Origin of the sequence: Falsiruegeria mediterranea M17 (genome assembly GCF_900302455.1) — a bacterium.
GTDB lineage: Bacteria > Pseudomonadota > Alphaproteobacteria > Rhodobacterales > Rhodobacteraceae > Falsiruegeria > Falsiruegeria mediterranea.
On record NZ_ONZG01000001.1, the window covers coordinates 227,061 to 244,827 of the forward strand.

The window sequence follows — 17,767 nt, forward strand, 5'->3', positions numbered from 1 at the left end:
CATGTCTCTCCGAATTCAAAGGACCGAACATATGGCTCCCAAAGTACTCGTATCCGACAAGCTATCCGAAACCGCCGTCCAGATCTTTCGCGATCGCGGCATCGACGTGGATTTCCAGCCTGACCTGGGCAAGGACAAGGACAAGCTGGCCGAGGTGATCGGCCAGTATGACGGCCTGGCCATCCGATCGGCCACCAAAGTGACCGAAAAGATCCTGGCCAATGCCGACAACCTCAAGGTCATCGCGCGCGCCGGCATCGGCACCGACAACATCGACAAGGATGCGGCGTCGAAAAAAGGTGTGATCGTGATGAACACACCCTTTGGCAACATGATCACCACCGCCGAACACGCCATCGCCATGATGTTCTCAGTTGCGCGCCAAATTCCTGAGGCCAGCGAATCCACCCACGCGGGCAAATGGGAAAAGTCCAAATTCATGGGCACCGAGCTGACCAACAAGACGCTTGGCGTCATTGGTGCCGGCAACATCGGCGGCATCGTCTGCGACCGCGCCCGTGGCCTGAAAATGAAAGTCGTCGCCTATGATCCCTTCCTGAGCGAAGAGAAGGCCGACAAGATGGGCGTTGAAAAGGTCGAACTCGACGATCTGCTGGCCCGCGCCGATTTCATCACGCTCCACGTGCCCTTCACCGACGCCACCGCCAACATCCTGAGCCGCGAAAACCTGGCCAAGACCAAAAAGGGCGTCCGCATCATCAACTGTGCCCGCGGTGGTCTGGTTGACGAAGAGGCGCTGGCCGAGATGCTGCAATCGGGTCACGTTGCTGGCGCTGCATTCGACGTCTTTGCCGTCGAACCGGCTAAGGACAATGCGCTCTTCAATCTGCCTAACGTGGTCTGCACACCCCATTTGGGCGCCGCCACGACCGAGGCACAGGAGAACGTCGCCCTGCAGGTCGCCGAGCAGATGTCGAATTATCTGCTGACCGGTGCCGTTGAAAACGCGCTGAACATGCCGTCTGTCACCGCGGAAGAGGCCAAGGTCATGGGCCCCTGGATCAAGTTGGCCGGTCACCTGGGCTCTTTTGTGGGTCAGATGACCGACGAGCCGGTCAAAGCGATCAACATCCTCTATGACGGTGTTGCAGCCGAAATGAACCTGGCCGCGCTCAACTGTGCCGTGGTCGCGGGGATCATGAAAAAATTCAATCCCGAAGTGAACATGGTCTCGGCCCCGGTTGTGGCCAAAGAACGTGGCATCCAGATCTCGACCACCAATCAGGACAAATCGGGTGCATTCGAAGGCTACATCAAAGTCACCGTGGTCACCGACAAACGCGAGCGTTCGATCGGTGGCACCGTGTTCAGCGATGGCAAGCCGCGTTTCATCCAGATCAAAGGCATCAACATTGACGCCGAAATCGGCCGTCACATGCTCTACACCACCAACGAAGATGTGCCGGGCATCATCGGCACCTTGGGTCAGGCCATGGGCGACAACGGCGTGAACATCGCCAACTTTACCCTGGGCCGTGCCGGCGCAGGTGAAGAAGCCATTGCTCTGCTATATGTAGACGAGCCTGTCCCTGCCGAAGCCCGGGCCAAACTGGCCGAAACCGGCCTGTTCACCCAGATCAAACCGCTGGAATTTGACGTCGTCTAACGACCCGAACATCTGTGAAGACGCTCAAAGCGCCGCCCTTTCACCGGGGCGGCGTCTTTTGTTTCAACTTTCCACCAAGGAACGTGCTCGAGAACTGCGCAGAAAAATCACGCCGAACACCAACATCGCCAACACCGCCAGAACGGATCCCAATTTGGCTAAAACTTCGCTCTGATCAAGGATAGCCAACGAGATCCCTCCCGGCAAAATCCCAAGCATCACGACGGTCAGTCCCAGATGAAGACGCGGCAACAGTCCTTCGCCCGCCTCAGGTACCAAAGTATAATAAAACGCGAACACAGAACAGCTTACCCACCCTAACAGGTTCAGATGCCCATGGGCTGGTGCCAGAGTGTGATCGTGTGTGGCTGACATCTGAATACCCCAGATCATACCAATCAAAGCCGACACCACAGCCAAAGCCATGAACCAGAAAGCCAAACCGCGCATAATATTCCCCCTCTTTCTAATGAATTTGGTTATCTTGCCTCACACCCTTACATATCGAAAATTGATAGATAATATGATATCTATCTGATCTATGAATTTCAAAAACTTCGATCTGAACCTTTTACGTATCTTGGCTGCCCTGTTGAAAACTGGCTCGACGACACGAGCGGGCCAACAGATAGGCCTATCCCAACCCGCGGTTTCTGCGGCTTTGGCCCGGCTGCGCCACGCCCTAAATGATCCATTATTTGTTCGACAAGGACGCAATCTGATTGCAACCGAGTATGCAGAAACACTCCGCGAACCACTGATTGATCTACTGGATCAGACAGAGATCTTGCTGAAAGGGCCTGAGACCTTTGATCCCAAAACAGACGGTTATGATTTTCTGTGTTCAGGCAGCGACTTTTTTGGCGAGCTCTTGATACCACACCTCGCCGATCACATGACGCAACATGCACCTTTGGTACGCATACGGATGCAGGCCGTGGTTGCCGAAACATATGCGGACCCTTTGATCAACGGCGCAGACCTGGCACTGCTGCCCGCAGCGCCCTTTCCCAAATGGGTGGAAAGTCAGTTCTTGTTTCAGTCCCACTTCATTGTCATCGCGCGTCGCAATAACCCAATGCTGTCAGGCAGAGGCGCAGTTAAGTCGGACCGGATATCATTGGATGCGTTCTGCGCCGCGCAACACGTACTGTTTTCCCCCGAAGGGAAATTTCATGGATATAGTGATGCTGCCCTTCTTGATACAGGCCGCAGTCGCACCGTTGCCCTGACATTGCCGACCTTCTCCGGTGTCGGCAACGCTGTGGCGCACAGCGATATGATTGCTCTCATGCCACACCAGATGGCCCAGTACATGGCTCCGCGCATCGGTTTGGATCTGTTTCAACCACCAATTGTTCTCGAGCCGATCGACCTTGTTATGGCGTGGCATCAGCGGACAAACAATTCGCCTGCTCATCGCTGGTTGCGTGATATGATTACTCTGCTAAGCAAACCCTTGCAGGCATTGCCGTCGCGACCAGCCTGAGACGACGAAGCAGCGGCAATTTAAATCGGAGCACTTCATGACCACCCCGATCTACGCCATTGGCGACGTGCACGGCCAGCTTGAGATGCTCGAATCCGCACTGGAGCGGATCGAGGCAGACGGCGGCAAGGACGCACGTGTCGTGTTTCTGGGCGACTACACCGATCGCGGCCCGGACAGTCGCGGCGTATTGGACCTGTTGGTGCGTGGCAAAGCGCAAGGGCGGAATTGGTTTCCTATCAAGGGCAATCACGATCGGATGTTTGCCATGTTCATGCAGGACTACCCAGCAAACGACAATCAACTGTTGGTCGGCTATCACTGGCTGCACGAAAGGTTGGGTGGGATCGAAACGCTGGCCTCATATGGCGTCGAGGTCCCCGAACGCACCCGTATCCATCACGTCCACACCGCCGCGCGCAAGGCCATCCCGGCCGAGCATGTGGAATTTCTCAACGATCTGCCAACGACCTATCTACAAGACGGGCTGTTGTTCGTTCATGCGGGTGTCCGACCCGGAGTGCCACTCACAGAACAGGTCGAAGACGATCTGGTGTGGATCAGGCAAACCTTTCTGAACTACCCAGATCCGCACCCGTGGTTGGTGGTGCACGGACATACGCCTGCCAAACAGGCCGAACACAAGGGCAACCGCGTCAATCTGGACTCTGGTGCCGCGTTTGGCGGCCCTTTGTCCGCCGCTGTGTTCGAAAACGGCGACTGCTGGCTGCTGACCGACCAAGGTCGAGTGCGACTAGCCCCAGAGATCGGTTGAAAGATACTTTAGCCCGCTGTCGCAGATCACCACACCGATCACGCCCCCGGTCTCTGACCCCTCCAGCAAACGCAGAGCCGCGGCCACATTGGCCCCAGCAGAAAACCCGGCAAAGATCCCCTCTTCCCGCGCCAAAGCGCGTGTTGTCTGCCGTGCTTCGTCGCCTGAAACTGTCAAATACCCATTGACAGAAACACCTTGAAGAAACGTCAAATCAAACATGGCATAGCCACCGCCCTGAATTGGGTGCCCGGCTTGGGAAATCTCCTGTCCTGCCAAGGCAGCCGCACCTTCAGGTTCAACAAGATAACCACGTATGTCAGCATTCGCTTGGTGCAGACCTTGCATGGTTCCCGCAAATGTCCCGCCCGATCCTGCGAAATCCGCAAAGGCGGTCAGCGTGTGATCCGAGTCCGCCCAAAGCTCGGGCGCTGTTGTGGCTGCATGAGACTGTGCGTTGCCAACGTGGTGAAACTGATCCGCGCGAAAGGCACCGCGCGCGGCTGTGATCCGCGCTGCCTCAGCTTCGACCAGAGCCAGATCTTCCCCTGAAACCTCGCCCGGAATGCCACCCGGCGTCTGATCGACCAATACCACCTCGGCGCCCAGGGCCGCCATCATCCTCGCGCGCTCTTCCGAGTTGCCGCGCGACATGACCGCCACAAAGGGATAACCCTTGATCCCGCAAACAATTGCCAGCCCGGTGCCCATGTTGCCACTGGTCAGTTCCACCACGGTCTGCCCGGGTGCCAAACTTCCATCAACCTCGGCCGCCTCGATGATCCCTTTCGCGGCGCGATCCTTCTTGGAAAATCCAGGGTTCAGATAATCCAGCTTCGCCAAAATCCGCCCCTGCAACCCACGCGCCGCGACCATCCGGTCCAGCCATACGGATGGCGTGCCGCCGATTACATCGACAATCGAGTTATGCGCCAATAACTTCACCCTTTTTCAAATACTCCTGAGGAGTCGCACAGCGTCGCGTGCAGCGCCCCCAGCTGTCAGTTCCAATCCAGAACAACCTTACCGCTCTGCCCGGATTTCATCGCCTCAAATCCGGCCTCAAAGTCATCCACGCCAAAACGATGCGTAATCACACGGCTCACGTCCAACCCGTTCTGAAGCATCGCGATCATCTTGTACCAGGTTTCAAACATCTCGCGGCCATAGACGCCCTTGATCGTGATCGCCTTGAACACGATCCGGCTCCAATCGACCGGAGATTTGCCAGGTGGAATACCCAGCAAAGCGATCTTGCCGCCCATCACCAGTGCCTCGACCATCTGATCCAATGCGGCCTGGGATCCCGACATTTCAAGGCCAACGTCGAACCCTTGAGTCAGCCCCAGCTCATTGACCACGTCGTTCAAATCCTCGCTCGACACATCGACCGCCCGCACCGTCGGCACCACGTGTTCTGCCAGTTTCAAGCGATCCGCGTTAATGTCGGTGATCACCACATTGCGCGCACCCGCGTGACGGGCCACTGCAGCGGCCATGATCCCGATAGGACCAGCGCCAGTGATCAACACATCCTCGCCCAGCAGGTCAAAGCTCAGCGCGGTGTGCACCGCATTGCCCAGAGGGTCCAGAATGGCGCCGATCTCGTCAGGAATGTCATCCGGCAAGGGCACCACGTTGAAGGCGGGCAGCCGCAGGTACTCGGCAAAGGCCCCCTGCTCGTTCACGCCGATCCCGCGCGTGCCTGGATCAAGGTGGAACTTCCCCGCGCGGCTCTGACGGCTGTCAGTGCCGATCAGATGGCCCTCGCCCGAGCAGCGCTGGCCCACGCTCAGACCAGTCACGTTGCGCCCAAGTTCGACGATCTCACCGGCGAACTCGTGCCCCGTGATCATCGGCACCGGCACCGTGTGTGACGCCCAGTCATCCCAGTTCCAGATGTGAATGTCCGTGCCGCATATCCCGGTCTTGTTGACCCGCACCAATACTTCATCCGGGCCAATCTCGGGAACAGGTGCGCGGACCTGCCACAGCCCTTCGCGCGGATGGGACTTTTCCAAAGCCTTCATCGTATTTGGTCGCATCAGATCACTCCCAGCTCTTTGCCTACCTTGCCAAAGGCGGCCAGTGCACGGTCCAGATCCTCGCGTGTCAGGGCCGCATTCATCTGCGTCCGGATGCGCGCCTTGCCTCGCGGGACCACAGGAAAGAAGAAGCCGGAAACATAGACGCCTTCGTCAAACAGCTTGGAGGCCATCTCTTGCGCCAAGGTCGCCTCGCCCAGCATCACAGGGATGATCGGGTGTTCCCCCTCAAGCAGGTCGAACCCCAGCTCGGACAGTCCTTTGCGCCAGTACGCCGCGTTTTCGAACAGTTGCGCGCGCAAGGCGCCCCCCTCTTCGACCAGGCGGATTGCCTCGATCCCGGCGGCGACGATGGCTGGCGGCAGCGAATTCGAGAACAGATAGGGCCGCGCCCGCTGCCGCAGCAGGTCGATCACTGGCTGCGGCCCGGCGATATAACCGCCGATTGCCCCCCCAAGTGCCTTGCCCAAGGTTCCCGTCAGAATGTCCACATCAACGCCGAAGTGATCCGGCGTGCCGGCCCCGTTTGGCCCCATGAAGCCGGTCGCGTGGCAATCATCGACCATGACCACAGCGTCATATTTGTCTGCCAGCGCGCGAATGGCAGGCAGGTTGGCCAGATAACCATCCATCGAGAACACACCATCGGTCGCGATCATGATATGCCGCGCACCATCCTCGCGTGCCTGCTTCAACCACGCCTCGAGGTCGTTCATGTCATTGTTCAGATAACGATAGCGTTTGGCTTTGCACAACCGCACCCCATCGATGATCGAGGCGTGGTTCAAGCTGTCCGAGATGATCGCATCCTCTGGCCCCAACAGCGGTTCAAAAAGCCCGCCATTGGCATCGAAACAGGCCGCAAACAGGATCGCATCATCCTTGTTCAAAAACTTGGCCAGACGCTGTTCCAGCTCGCGGTGAATGTCCTGCGTACCACAAATGAACCGGACAGAAGCCATGCCGAACCCCTTGTCCCCCATCGCACCTTGAGCGGCCTCGATAAGTGCGGGGTGATCGGCAAGGCCAAGATAGTTGTTGGCGCACAGGTTGATCACTTCGCGTTCGCCCACAGTGATCTCGCCCCCTTGTGGGGAGGTGATCATTCGTTCGCGTTTGTACAGGCCCTCGGCCTCGATTTGTTCAAGGGTGCTGGAGACGTGGGACAAGAACGCGTGGGACATGGGTGACCTCCTGATTTCGAGTCACCTTCTACCATAACGGATGATTTTCCGAAATAGAGGATTTTCGCTATCACGGATTTTTTTCCACCACGGCGGAATTCCGCTTCCAAAGATCACTTTGACTTACTTCGACGCACCTTTGCTTCGGGTCGGTTCACATAGGCATGCACCATTTCCTCAAGCTGCACCGTGAGTTTGGATCGCAGATGCTGCAAGTCTTGCTCAGCGCCCAACTCCGCCCGAGCGCTCTTTCTTTCCCGGACCTCTTTGCGCAGGTCCAAATAGGTCAAAGACAAAAATCCGGCCGCAGGCGCCAAGATGAGTGTCGACCAGAACAACGGCCAATTGAAACCTGAATGCGCTGCATGTGGGACAATTCCGCCCAGCGCCAGTGTCTGAAGGCCCCAGAAACCAGGAAACAGGAGCAAGCTGGAAAACAAAGACCAGGTCGCCATCTTGTCTTCATCCTTGCCATGCGCGAACCAGCGGGACAGGTGAAATGGAAAAAAATTCAATGCCGCGCCGATCAACCACATTGGGTACAAGGCCAGCAAAGTGGTGCGCGGCCATCGCAAAGTAAGGGACCGTACGGCACCGAGCGGGGTTCCACTGTCACCACGAGCCGCCAGATACCGCTCCAAATCGGATGTCGCACGCGCCAAAAGATCTGGCCTGTTGCGATCCAGCCAGGCAAAGCCCCGTGCAAACGTCCGCTGCATCCTGACCCGGTCCTGCATCGCAGCTATCGTCTGAGCATCTGCCCCGCTTTCCACCCAGGTATCCGTACTCTGCCAGAGTTCGGTCGCCTGCCGGACAAGCTGTGCATCTTTCCAGGACCCAAAGTTCAATGTGACGTCGTACAACGAGCGCTGAATGCGGTCGGTCAAATCCCGCACCAATCCCCGCCGGTCTGCCACGTCCGATGTTGCCCTGAAGGCATCGGCTTGGCGGGTAATGTCGATCGGTTCGCCAACTTGCAACAAGACCTTCGAACGAAACGTCGATTTGTCTTCAAATGTCAGGCCAACAGGAACCACTTGAATCCCTAACCGATCCCCCTTTGCTTCTGCCTCAAGCGCAATGCGGGCGGCTCCGTTCTTCAGGGGCAGAAGGTGCGGATGATTATGGCTCAAACCTTCGGGAAACACGGAAAGAACCCCGTCATCCATCAAAGCTTCGGATGAACGATCAAACAGCGGTTTTTCCTTGGCCAATTGCACACCGACATCCTGCTGTCGGTATATCGGCACCACCCGGGCCGCCTTCAGCAATGGGGTCAGGGGTTTGTAATCCCAAATCGTGCTGGCAGCCAGAAGGCGGGGCATTCGGGGCAAATAGCAACTGACCAAGACCCCATCGACCAGGCTGTTCTCGTGATTGGAGACCACCAGAACAGGGCCACTGGTTGGAAAATTCTCGGCGTTGACGACCTCGATTCGGCTATAGAAAGCAGTCATGATTATCCGCCCCAAGCCACGCAGAAAAAGCTGCGTCGCGGTCAATCGCCGGGTCACAGAAATCTCTGGTTCTGAAGGTTTCAATTCATGCATTTTCGCCCCGTTTTGATCCAATCGGGCGGTAGTCAATCTTGTGTCGTCTTTCAATTCGGTCCCATAAAGTCTTTTGTCCGGCTTCACCGGAACACGTTTGCCCGTGGAACACATGCATCTTTTCAATCGCATTTGTGTCGTACGCGGGTTCACGGTGAGCTTACCGCGACCGGGCACATCCGACAAACTCAATCGGGCTGGACATTGCGTGATGCAAAAGACACCAATGGCGCACGCACGATCCAACCCGAGGAATTGCAATGGATAACCCCAAGCTGAAACCCGCAACGCTGGCTGCTCAGGCCATGGGCGCGCTTGATCACCAAAGCGGGGGCGTGGTGCCGCCGATCCAACCTGCAACGACCTTTGCCCGGGACCGCGACTACCAGCCGCTGAATTCTGACAACGTTTACCTGCGGGATCAGAACGAAGGTACACGTCTGGCGGAAAAACTGATCGCGCGGCTTGAAGGGGCCGAAGCCTCGCTGTTGTTTCCGTCCGGCATGGCCGCAATTGCCGCCGCCTTTCGCACCATTCCCAATAGTGGGCGGGCAATCGTACAATCCGGCATCTATTGGGGCACCACGAAATGGGTACGCGAGTTTTGCGCGCGCCGTCAGATCACGCTGGATGAGTTTGACGCCAGAACTCCGGACGGGTTGGCCCAAGCCTGCACAACCCCCGCTCAACTGGTGTTAATCGAAACCCCGTCAAACCCCTGGCTGTTGACGGTGGATATCGCACAGGCGGCCAGTCAGGCACATGGTGCAGGCGCCAAACTGTTGGTGGACGCCACAGCCGCAACACCCATTCTTTGCAAACCCATCGAACACGGTGCCGATCTGGTGATGCATTCCGTCACCAAGGCGATGAACGGACATTCCGATGTTCTGGGCGGCGTTTTGTCCGCCGCGCGGGACGATGAGATTTGGCAAGAGATCGCCACCGATCGCCAGAGTGCAGGCGCCGTCATGAGCCCGTTTGACGCCTGGCTTTTGGTACGCGGGATGCGCACGCTGCCTTTGCGGGTCGAACGGATGTGCGAGAACGCCCAGAAAATTGCCGAATTCCTCTTGGCGCATGACCTGGTCGAGGATGTGTTTTTTCCCGGCCTGCCTGGTTTTGCGGGGCATGAGATTGCAGCACGCCAGATGACCGGCGGTTACGGGTTTCTGATGTCTGTGCTGGTCAAAGGTGGTGCGGCCGAAGCTTTGGCCGCAGCCGGGCGTTTGAACCTGTTCCATCGCGCAACGTCTTTGGGCGGGGTCGAAAGCCTGGTGGAACACCGCCATACCATCGAGCCGCACACAGGTATCCCGGAAAACCTGCTGCGCTTGTCCATCGGGATCGAGGATGCGGGCGATTTGATCGACGACCTGGATCAGGCGCTGCGCGGTTAAAGCGTCTCAGCCACTTCGGTCAATGCATCCAGAAAGGCGGTCCCCGCTGGCGAAAGCTGCGTCTTGGCGCGGTAGGACACGCCGACAGGTCCGGTTCCGAATGGCAGCGTCAGAGACACCTCGGCCAGCGTGCCCGCCGCCAGATCCTGTGCCGCGACATGGGCGGGCATCAGCCCGATCAGAGCGTTGCTTTGCAGCAAGGCCCGATTGGTCAGGTACGAGACGCTTTCGACCGACATCGTGGGTGAGAAATGCCCGTTGCGGACAAAGAACTGATCCAACTGGCGCCTGAGGGTCGTTTCGATTGGGGGCAAGATCCAGCCGAACGCCTTGAGATCGTCAAACGTCAGCTCGCCGCGCCCAGCCAGCGTGTGACCCGCGCCCACGACCAGCACAATCTTTTCGTCAAATAGCGTTCGTTGCTCCAGAGCATTTCGATAGCGATGGGTGGGCAATCGCCCGACCACAAGGTCAATCTCGCCGGAATGCAGCGCGGGCATCAGCACCTCATTGGTTCCTTCGACCACTTTGATCGCCACATTGGGCCGCGCATGGATCACGCGTTCGATCGCGGCAGGCAGGAGTTGCGGAGATGCCGCCAACAGGGTGCCCACGACCACCCGCCCGCTATTGCCCTCGTTCAAATCATCCAGCTCTTGGGCCGCATTCGACACTTGGGCAAAGATCAGCTTGCCGTGCCGGATCAACGCGTCGCCATAAACCGTCGGTACCACGCCCCGGTTGGTTCGGGTGAACAGCTGCACTTCGAAGTCAAGCTCCAGATCCTTGATCATCTTGGTGGCCGCCGGTTGCGAGACGTTTAATTCCCGCGCCGCGTTCTGGATGTTGCCGTGTTTCCCCACGGCCACCAACAGCCGCAGTTGCCGCAGCTTGAGCCGGGTCAGCACACGTTCCACGATGCGTGAATGGCGCATGTTTCCCCCTAACTGCCGATGGGTTGGCTGGCGTCCACGATGCTGGCAACCACACTCATCGCCGCAAGTGCCGAGCTGCGCGGATTGTCCGGCAAGGTCCTGCCCGAGATAATGAAGGTGAAGCTGCCAAAATCACCCTGCGCGTGGATTTCATGCACATTGGTGTCGGTGCCCGGATCAGCCACCAACTCGACCTCGGTCCGTTCAAACCCAACGCCAGCAAGTGCAACGGCGGCGGCGACATTGGCATTCTTGGGATAGGCCAGCGCTGCATCCCGTGCATTGCCCATGAAATGGATCTGCGGATGGGTGAGCGGAGTGGAAAGGTCCAAAACGTCCTCGGCCCGCGATCCCTTCCATCCTTCGGGCGGCTTGCGGCCAACATACCGGACGATGCCCAAGTCGCCAGCCCGCGCCGCACGTAGCGCATCAAGCCCACCAATCGCACCACTGGCCAAATGCAGGCGGCTGCCTCCTGCACGCGCCGCCTCTTCCAATTCAGACCTCAGCCCCTCATCCGCCAATGCCCCGATCGAGACGGTGACCACGTCACGGCCGCTGGCCAAAGCCGGTGGCCCGTGGGCGCGCAGGCCCGCGTGACCGGCACAATCGATGACATGAGTGATATCACCGGGCAAGTCATCAACCGAAGCGACAACGGCAACATCCGATACATCGACCGAGCCCAACCGTGCCGGGCGCAAAATCATCGCCGCAAGCGCGACGTCACTCTTTTGCAACGCGGCTTGCACAAATTGTGAGATCGCGCCATTCCCGATCAGTGCGACTTTCATGACAAGCCCTCGTTGTTTTTCGCTTTCCTATATACTTTTACTCAGAGAGCTTTGCTATCCATTCCTGTTATATCTGTTTTTCATCTTTGTATTTTGCCTGCGTGCTGCTTCGTGGTCAGGTCTCGGTAACGAAACATGAACCCGGATAGTGCGTATGCCCGCGTCTACGTCGAAACATGTCGGAACCTCGGCCCCTACCCGCGCAGCCCCAGTGCTGTTACGCGGACAGGGTCAATATGCTGATGACGTCAAACTGGATGCGCCGCTTTACGTTGCCTTTCACCGCAGCCCGGTGTCCTTTGGTCGGATCACGTCCCTGAACGTGGAAGACGCCCGCGAGAGCGAGGGGGTTTTGGCCGTCCACACGGGCGCGGATGTCTCGGACTTCGACACCTTGGCCGTAAATCAGGTGATCCCGCTGCTGCATCCGTTGGATTATCCTGTCCTGGCCAGATCGCAGGTTGAAAGCGTCGGCCAACCTATTGCCGCCGTTTTGGCAGACACCCCTTCTCAGGCGATGGAAGCAGCAGAACTCATTTTCGCCGATCTGGACGAGGGTGCCCCCACACCGCTGCAAACAATTGCCGCCGACAAATGGACCGATGGCAATGTGACGGACCATTTCGCCACCGCAGCACATGTGGTTGAGGTTGCATTGCAGCACCCGCGTCTCGCTCCCAATCCGATGGAACCGCGCACAATTTCGGTCGCTTTTCATGCTGAGACAGATACCGTGACAGCCTGGCATTCGACCCAGACGCCGCATCGGTCGCGGTCAGAGCTCAGTCGTATTTTGGACATCGACCCCAACCGCATCCGGGTCATTGCCACCCACGTGGGCGGGGCGTTTGGAATGAAGGGGTCGATCTACCCCGAAGAGGTCTTTGCCGTCTGGGCCGCCTTCACCCACAAGCGCAACGTGAAATGGACCGCCACCCGGTCCGAAGAGTTCCTGTCCGCCACCCATGGGCGCGGCGTGCGCAGCACCGGGCGGCTGGCTGTAGATGATCAGGGCAACTTCCTTGCACTCGACGCGCGCATTGATGCCCCCGTTGGCGCTTGGCTGCCAAACAGCGGTTTGATCACGGCTTGGAATGCGGCGCGATTGCTGCCCACCGGTTACAAGGTCGGGACGCTGGATATAGAAACCAAAGCCATCCAGCGGCGGGTCGGCCCTACGGGTATCTACCGCGGCGCCGGGCGGCCCGAAGCGAACTGCCTGATGGAACGTCTGGTGGATAAGGCGGCCAGGGCCCTTGGGTGCGATCCAATTGACCTGCGCCTGCAGAACCTCTTGCCCTCGGATCAACTGCCCCATGCCACGGCCACTGGAAACCTGCTCGATTCCGGCGACTACCCCAGCGCCTTGACCCAGTTGCGGGATCACACCGCCTATGACGCGTTTAAGATGGAGCGCGACCGCCGCCGCGCTGCTGGCGAATTGGTCGGCATTGGCGTGTGTTTCTATGTTGAGCCGTCGGGTGCCGGTTGGGAAAGCGCGCGGGTCAAGATGAATACCGACGGCACCGTGCAGGTGGACAGCGGCAGTTCCTCGCAAGGCCACGAGCGCGAGATGGTTTTTGCCCAGATCGCGGCAGATGCGCTTGGGGTGGAGATGGAACAGATCACTGTCCGTTGCGGCGACACTGGTACTTGTCCCGAAGGGATCGGCGCGCTTGCGAGCAGATCAACCGCCATCGGCGGCAGCGCCGTAATGAAGGCCTGCGAAGACATCCGTGTGCGCCTTGATCAGGGCCAATCCCTGCCGCTGACGTCCGAAGTACGTTACGAAAACGAAGGCCAGGCTTGGGGCTATGGCGCCTATCTGGCGATGCTGTCGATCTGCGCCGAAACCGGGACACCCACAGTCGAAAAGATCGCCTGCGTCGATGACACCGGCCGCATCATCAACCCAGACCTGGTCAAGGGGCAGGTTCAGGGCGGTTTTGCTCAAGGCCTGGGCGAGGCCCTGATGGAACAGGTGGTGTTCGACGAGGACGGGCAACTGTTGACCGGATCGTTCATGGATTACGCCATGCCGCGCGCAGATGACGTTCCATCGCTGGCGATGCGCACGTTCGAAACCCCCAGTCCGCTCAACGCACTGGGGGCCAAGGGCGTAGGCGAGGCCGGAACCATCGGCGCGCCGCCCGCCATTCTGAACGCCGCCATCGACGCGCTCAGCCCGCTGGGCGTGACCGACCTGAACATGCCGCTGACTGCACATTCCCTCTGGCAGGCGATGCAAGAGGCCAAAGAAGGACCTAGCCCATGAAGTATTCGAAACTCGACGCCAAGGATTACGCCCGCGAGAACATGCGCGGGATCTGGGCCGCCGCGCTCAACCCGTTTAACACGGACGGGTCGTTCAACGAGGCCGGGCTGCGCTCGAACATCCGCCATTGGGTGGACGATCTGGACATCCAGGGTCTGTTCATCGCCGGCAAACAGGGCGAGTTCTTTTCCATGTCACTGGACGAGCGGAAACGGAATTTCGAGATCGCCGTCGAAGAATGTGACGGCAAGGCTGGCACGATCATGTCTGCCTCGGACCAAAACTTTGACACCGTGGTGGAACTGGCCAAGCACGCTCAGGATTGCGGCGCCGACTATGTGGTGGTGCACGCGCCGATCCTGCATTTTGTCACCGATCAGGACGACACGGTTTACAACTACTATAAGGAACTTTGCGACCGCGCCGATATCGGGATCGCCATGTGGAGCCACCCAGACAGCGGTTACCTGATGTCGCCCGAGCTTTGCGCGCGGGTGGCCGATCTGCCCAACATCGTCGCCATCAAGTACTCGGTTCCGCGTGAGATGTATGTGAAACTGACCCATCTGGTTGGTGACAAGATCCACGTCTCGACCGCGTCCGAGGCCGAATGGCTGGACAACATCGAAGAGCTGGATTGGAAGCTCTACCTCTGTTCGTCCCCGCCGTATCAAATACAGACAAAGAACGATCAGCGGATGAACCAATACACCCGGTTGGCGTTTGAAGGGAAATTCGCCGAAGCCCGCAAAGTGCGCGACAGCCTGGAGCCCGTGCGAGAGGCCATCAAACGCACGAAACCCGGCGGCAAACCGCAAGCGCACGGCAAATACTGGCAAGAACTGCTGGGTCAGGTGGGCGGCCCGGTGCGCTCGCCCCTATTGCAACTGACCGACGCCGAAAAGGCGGCGACGCGTGAAGCGTTCGAAGGCTGCGGTCTGAAACTGTGACCTAGGGTTGGGGAATCACCTGGCATTGATTCCTATGCTAACAAAAATACGTGGCCCGGAATTGCCCTCCTCGGCCACGTTTTTCACATCATTTGCCAAGTGCAATTGTGGCGATCACGTTTCCTTGAGGCCATCAAGCTCATTGAGCAAATCAAGCAGCAATTCGAACCGATCCTCCCCCATCTGATCGCGCAACTGCCGGGTCAGTTCGATGCTGGTGCCCAGGTTCTCGCGAATGATGTTTGCGCCTGTCTCGGTCACTTCGACGATCTGCTTGCGCCCATCTTGGGGGTCGGGATGTCGATGGATCAGCCCCTTCTCCTCCAACTTTTGCAGGATACGGGTAAGGCTGGGCAGCAACAGACAGGCCTTTTGCGCAATATGCGTCGGGTCCTGCGCACCTTCTTCGGTCAGCACCCTGAGCACACGCCATTGTTGTTCTGTGATGTCCACATCGGCCAGCATGGCACGGATCGGCCCCATCACCTTTTCCCGCCCACGCAACAGCATGATCGGCAAAGAACGCGAAATTTTCCGGTCGGAACTGGTCATGTCCAACTGTCACAGATTAGGTTCCGCAGTTCAACTGTAGAGTGTTTCGCAGCATTCCACACACCGCTATGCGCAATTCCTGCAGCGATCCGGGCATTTCCGAAACAACAAGTGACACTCTATGGACAACGCGTTTCCCACCCGTTTAACGTCGCGCAAGATCCGACATGTTTACCCCACAGCATCTGAAATCTCACACCACAGAAAGGTTCCGCAATGTCAGCGCCAGCTAACCCGTTTAAACAGGCCCTAGCCCGAGGCGAAACGCAGATCGGATGCTGGATGAGCCTTGCTGAACCCGCCTGCGCGGAAATAATGGGCACTGCCGGGTTCGATTGGCTGGTGGTGGACGGCGAGCACGGGCCCAACGACATCCGCTCGATCCGCGATCAATTGATTGCATTGGCCGCCAGCGCGTCGCACCCGGTTGTGCGCGTGCCCATTGGCGAGACTTGGATCATCAAACAGGTGCTGGATGCGGGCGCACAAACGGTCCTGGTTCCGATTGTCGAAACCGCAGACCAAGCGCGCGAATTGGTGAGGGCCTGTCAGTACCCACCGCACGGCACCCGGGGTGTCGGCGCGATGGCAGCTCGGGCCACCATGTTCGGCTCGACCTCTGACTATATCCAGACTGCAGACCAAGAAATCTGCTTGTTGGTCCAAGTCGAAAACCGCGCCGGGATGGAGGCGCTGGACGAAATTCTGACCGTTGACGGCATCGACGGGGTCTTTATCGGACCGGCGGATCTGTCCACCGACATGGGGTTCCAAGGCGACAGCACCGCGCCCGAGGTGCGCGCAGCGATCGCCGACGCGCTAAAACGGATCAAGGCGGCAGGCAAGGCGCCCGGCATTCTGGGTGTGGCCGAGGAATCGACACAGTCTTATCTGGAAATGGGGGCGCAGTTTCTGGCGGTTGGAATCGACGTGCTCATTCTCGCAAACCACGCGCGGGCACTGGCCAAGCAGTGGAAAGAAAAAGCTAAGTCTTAAGCTGTGCGGCGGCTTGCGCATAGCCGCCAGCCGCCCCGTCGATGAAATGCACGTGGTCGTCTTGCATGGCCGAGGGTACGAAACAGGTAACCATCGCCTCGGACTGGGCAAACAACCCATAGCGGACTTTGCCGCGTGTTTCGGCGTTGGATAGGATCGCCTCGATCCTCGCGCGGGTATTGGGGTCGCAATCCAGCGTCATCTTGAGCCCGTCTTCGAACTTGCGATAATCCGCGTTGGCGCTGAGCATACGTTTGTAGTGCATCGGATCGAACGAACCCACGTTGAGGTCTGTCTTGAACAAGGTCCAACTGAACAGCGTTTTGAAGAACAAACTGCATTTGAATAGCCAGACCGGCATATGCCCCCGCAGCGAATGCGCCTCGAGGTTCAGACCGGGTGAAGACCAACCAACCCGCGGTCCGTTGACCGGAACAGGATGACCTGCCCGGTTCAAACCGCCAATGGTCTGTACAACTCTTTGCGCGATGTCGGCAAAGTCACGCTCGGACGCGCCAGATGTTGGCAGAACCACCAGGGACAGGATTTCCCCCTGTTCAGCCCGCACGTTGGTCCATCGGCAAGACAATCCGGTCAGATCAGGCTCGGCCCCGGGATCAGAAAGGCCAACCATCATGTGCCCGGCCTTCATCTGCTCGTCGACCCAGGCCAGACCACCACCGGCAAACATCGCATAGTCCGCTCCGCTGGAGGCCGCAAACCGGGCGACCCGCACATCGACACCAGCCTTACGAATGTCAGGCGCCGGAGCAATCGCCGCGCGCAGTTCGATGTCAAACTTTTCCGATGCCCAACGGCGTAGATCAGCCAGCGTTCGCTCTGCGATCTCGCGCTGTGAAACGTGCAACGCAAAAGACGCGCCGTCCCCACCGAACACATACGGAAACGTATTGCTGCCAATGGCATTGGCAATGGCCGAGATCACAGCAGCACCCACCATGTTAACGGTTTTGTAGCGGCCATTTGCAATTTCGCCTGTGGAGTTAACAATGTCCGCGGTACCCACGAACCAATCATTCGGAACCGGCTTGTAGTGCGACGGCTCGGTCAGCACGTCGAAGCTCGCCGTTATGTCCAGCGCCTCATAGAATCGCGCGCTGGTTCGCGCCTGCGTTTCGGGTATCTGCTCGTGCACGTTCATTCGCCGAAGTTAACGCGCGCGGTCGCATTGTCG

Annotated in this window: 16 protein-coding genes; 7 read left to right on the forward strand and 9 right to left on the reverse strand. The window is 58.5% G+C overall.

What is annotated here, in order from left to right:
* Positions 1-31 precede the first annotated feature (31 nt).
* Complete coding sequence (serA, locus tag TRM7615_RS01165; protein ID WP_108785079.1) at positions 32-1,627, forward strand: phosphoglycerate dehydrogenase; 1,596 nt, start codon at positions 32-34, stop codon at positions 1,625-1,627.
* Positions 1,628-1,690: 63 nt separating this feature from the next.
* Here the strand turns inward: serA and TRM7615_RS01170 are convergent, their stop codons facing one another.
* The gene (locus TRM7615_RS01170; protein WP_108785080.1) at positions 1,691-2,077 is read right to left on the reverse strand and encodes a hypothetical protein; all 387 of its coding nucleotides are present in this window, start codon (positions 2,075-2,077) and stop codon (positions 1,691-1,693) included.
* Positions 2,078-2,168: 91 nt separating this feature from the next.
* Here TRM7615_RS01170 and TRM7615_RS01175 point away from each other — a divergent pair, with 91 nt between their 5' ends.
* A complete protein-coding gene (locus TRM7615_RS01175; RefSeq protein WP_108785081.1) occupies positions 2,169-3,116 on the forward strand; it encodes a LysR family transcriptional regulator in 948 nt (315 codons plus the stop codon).
* A gap of 37 nt (positions 3,117-3,153) precedes the next feature.
* Positions 3,154-3,891, forward strand: coding sequence for a metallophosphoesterase family protein (locus TRM7615_RS01180; RefSeq protein ID WP_108785082.1), 738 nt, complete (start codon positions 3,154-3,156; stop codon positions 3,889-3,891).
* Here the strand turns inward: TRM7615_RS01180 and TRM7615_RS01185 are convergent.
* The 4 genes from TRM7615_RS01185 to TRM7615_RS01200 form a co-directional block, all read right to left on the reverse strand.
* Positions 3,871-4,827 (reverse strand): PLP-dependent cysteine synthase family protein, encoded by a 957-nt coding sequence (locus TRM7615_RS01185; protein ID WP_108785083.1) that lies wholly within the window; start codon positions 4,825-4,827, stop codon positions 3,871-3,873. The two genes, TRM7615_RS01180 and TRM7615_RS01185, sit on opposite strands and share 21 nt — an antisense overlap.
* Before the next feature lie 65 nt (positions 4,828-4,892).
* Entirely contained in the window at positions 4,893-5,921 is a 1,029-nt protein-coding gene (gene tdh / locus TRM7615_RS01190; RefSeq protein ID WP_108785084.1) for an L-threonine 3-dehydrogenase, read from the reverse strand.
* A 14-nt stretch (positions 5,922-5,935) separates the two neighbouring features.
* Positions 5,936-7,120 (reverse strand): glycine C-acetyltransferase, encoded by a 1,185-nt coding sequence (locus tag TRM7615_RS01195; RefSeq protein ID WP_108785085.1) that lies wholly within the window; start codon positions 7,118-7,120, stop codon positions 5,936-5,938.
* 113 nt (positions 7,121-7,233) lie between these two features.
* The gene (locus TRM7615_RS01200; RefSeq protein ID WP_165821336.1) at positions 7,234-8,577 is read right to left on the reverse strand and encodes a lysophospholipid acyltransferase family protein; all 1,344 of its coding nucleotides are present in this window, start codon (positions 8,575-8,577) and stop codon (positions 7,234-7,236) included.
* 353 nt (positions 8,578-8,930) lie between these two features.
* On the opposite strand from TRM7615_RS01200, the gene TRM7615_RS01205 reads away from it, so the two are divergent.
* Positions 8,931-10,070 (forward strand): trans-sulfuration enzyme family protein, encoded by a 1,140-nt coding sequence (locus tag TRM7615_RS01205; protein WP_108785087.1) that lies wholly within the window; start codon positions 8,931-8,933, stop codon positions 10,068-10,070.
* Here the strand turns inward: TRM7615_RS01205 and TRM7615_RS01210 are convergent.
* Both TRM7615_RS01210 and TRM7615_RS01215 read right to left on the reverse strand, forming a co-directional pair.
* Entirely contained in the window at positions 10,067-11,005 is a 939-nt protein-coding gene (locus TRM7615_RS01210) for a LysR substrate-binding domain-containing protein (protein WP_108785088.1), read from the reverse strand. The two genes, TRM7615_RS01205 and TRM7615_RS01210, sit on opposite strands and share 4 nt — an antisense overlap.
* Before the next feature lie 8 nt (positions 11,006-11,013).
* Complete coding sequence (locus tag TRM7615_RS01215; RefSeq protein WP_108785089.1) at positions 11,014-11,799, reverse strand: aspartate dehydrogenase; 786 nt, start codon at positions 11,797-11,799, stop codon at positions 11,014-11,016.
* Positions 11,800-11,953: 154 nt separating this feature from the next.
* On the opposite strand from TRM7615_RS01215, the gene TRM7615_RS01220 reads away from it, so the two are divergent.
* Together TRM7615_RS01220 and TRM7615_RS01225 are read left to right on the forward strand one after the other, a co-directional pair.
* Positions 11,954-14,074 carry a xanthine dehydrogenase family protein molybdopterin-binding subunit gene (locus TRM7615_RS01220; protein ID WP_108785090.1) on the forward strand — a complete coding sequence of 707 codons (2,121 nt, stop codon included), beginning with the start codon at positions 11,954-11,956 and terminating at the stop codon, positions 14,072-14,074.
* On the forward strand, positions 14,071-15,024 hold the full coding sequence (locus TRM7615_RS01225; protein WP_108785091.1) for a dihydrodipicolinate synthase family protein: 954 nt from the start codon (positions 14,071-14,073) through the stop codon (positions 15,022-15,024). The genes TRM7615_RS01220 and TRM7615_RS01225 overlap by 4 nt, the downstream gene beginning before the upstream one ends.
* 114 nt (positions 15,025-15,138) lie before the next feature.
* On the opposite strand, the gene hpaR is transcribed toward TRM7615_RS01225, so the two are convergent.
* Complete coding sequence (gene hpaR / locus TRM7615_RS01230) at positions 15,139-15,576, reverse strand: homoprotocatechuate degradation operon regulator HpaR (protein WP_108785092.1); 438 nt, start codon at positions 15,574-15,576, stop codon at positions 15,139-15,141.
* Between the two features lie 216 nt (positions 15,577-15,792).
* Between hpaR and TRM7615_RS01235 the strand changes: the two genes are divergently transcribed.
* Positions 15,793-16,572 (forward strand): HpcH/HpaI aldolase family protein, encoded by a 780-nt coding sequence (locus tag TRM7615_RS01235; protein ID WP_108785093.1) that lies wholly within the window; start codon positions 15,793-15,795, stop codon positions 16,570-16,572.
* Here the strand turns inward: TRM7615_RS01235 and TRM7615_RS01240 are convergent.
* On the reverse strand, positions 16,562-17,728 hold the full coding sequence (locus tag TRM7615_RS01240) for a DUF3095 domain-containing protein (protein WP_235823988.1): 1,167 nt from the start codon (positions 17,726-17,728) through the stop codon (positions 16,562-16,564). The two genes, TRM7615_RS01235 and TRM7615_RS01240, sit on opposite strands and share 11 nt — an antisense overlap.
* Between the last annotated feature and the right edge of the window lie 39 nt (positions 17,729-17,767).

Excerpts from the sequence above, each read along its gene's own strand:
- hpaR (WP_108785092.1), bottom strand. The coding sequence starts at position 15,576 with ATGACCAGTTCCGACCGGAAAATTTCGCGTTCTTTGCCGATCATGCTG.
- TRM7615_RS01225 (WP_108785091.1), top strand. The coding sequence starts at position 14,071 with ATGAAGTATTCGAAACTCGACGCCAAGGATTACGCCCGCGAGAACATG.
- TRM7615_RS01210 (WP_108785088.1), bottom strand. The coding sequence starts at position 11,005 with ATGCGCCATTCACGCATCGTGGAACGTGTGCTGACCCGGCTCAAGCTG.
- TRM7615_RS01175 (WP_108785081.1), top strand. The coding sequence starts at position 2,169 with ATGAATTTCAAAAACTTCGATCTGAACCTTTTACGTATCTTGGCTGCC.
- TRM7615_RS01235 (WP_108785093.1), top strand. The coding sequence starts at position 15,793 with ATGTCAGCGCCAGCTAACCCGTTTAAACAGGCCCTAGCCCGAGGCGAA.
- TRM7615_RS01215 (WP_108785089.1), bottom strand. The coding sequence starts at position 11,799 with ATGAAAGTCGCACTGATCGGGAATGGCGCGATCTCACAATTTGTGCAA.
- TRM7615_RS01195 (WP_108785085.1), bottom strand. The coding sequence starts at position 7,120 with ATGTCCCACGCGTTCTTGTCCCACGTCTCCAGCACCCTTGAACAAATC.
- TRM7615_RS01200 (WP_165821336.1), bottom strand. The coding sequence starts at position 8,577 with ATGACTGCTTTCTATAGCCGAATCGAGGTCGTCAACGCCGAGAATTTT.
- tdh (WP_108785084.1), bottom strand. The coding sequence starts at position 5,921 with ATGAAGGCTTTGGAAAAGTCCCATCCGCGCGAAGGGCTGTGGCAGGTC.
- TRM7615_RS01170 (WP_108785080.1), bottom strand. The coding sequence starts at position 2,077 with ATGCGCGGTTTGGCTTTCTGGTTCATGGCTTTGGCTGTGGTGTCGGCT.
- TRM7615_RS01205 (WP_108785087.1), top strand. The coding sequence starts at position 8,931 with ATGGATAACCCCAAGCTGAAACCCGCAACGCTGGCTGCTCAGGCCATG.
- TRM7615_RS01180 (WP_108785082.1), top strand. The coding sequence starts at position 3,154 with ATGACCACCCCGATCTACGCCATTGGCGACGTGCACGGCCAGCTTGAG.
- TRM7615_RS01220 (WP_108785090.1), top strand. The coding sequence starts at position 11,954 with ATGCCCGCGTCTACGTCGAAACATGTCGGAACCTCGGCCCCTACCCGC.
- serA (WP_108785079.1), top strand. The coding sequence starts at position 32 with ATGGCTCCCAAAGTACTCGTATCCGACAAGCTATCCGAAACCGCCGTC.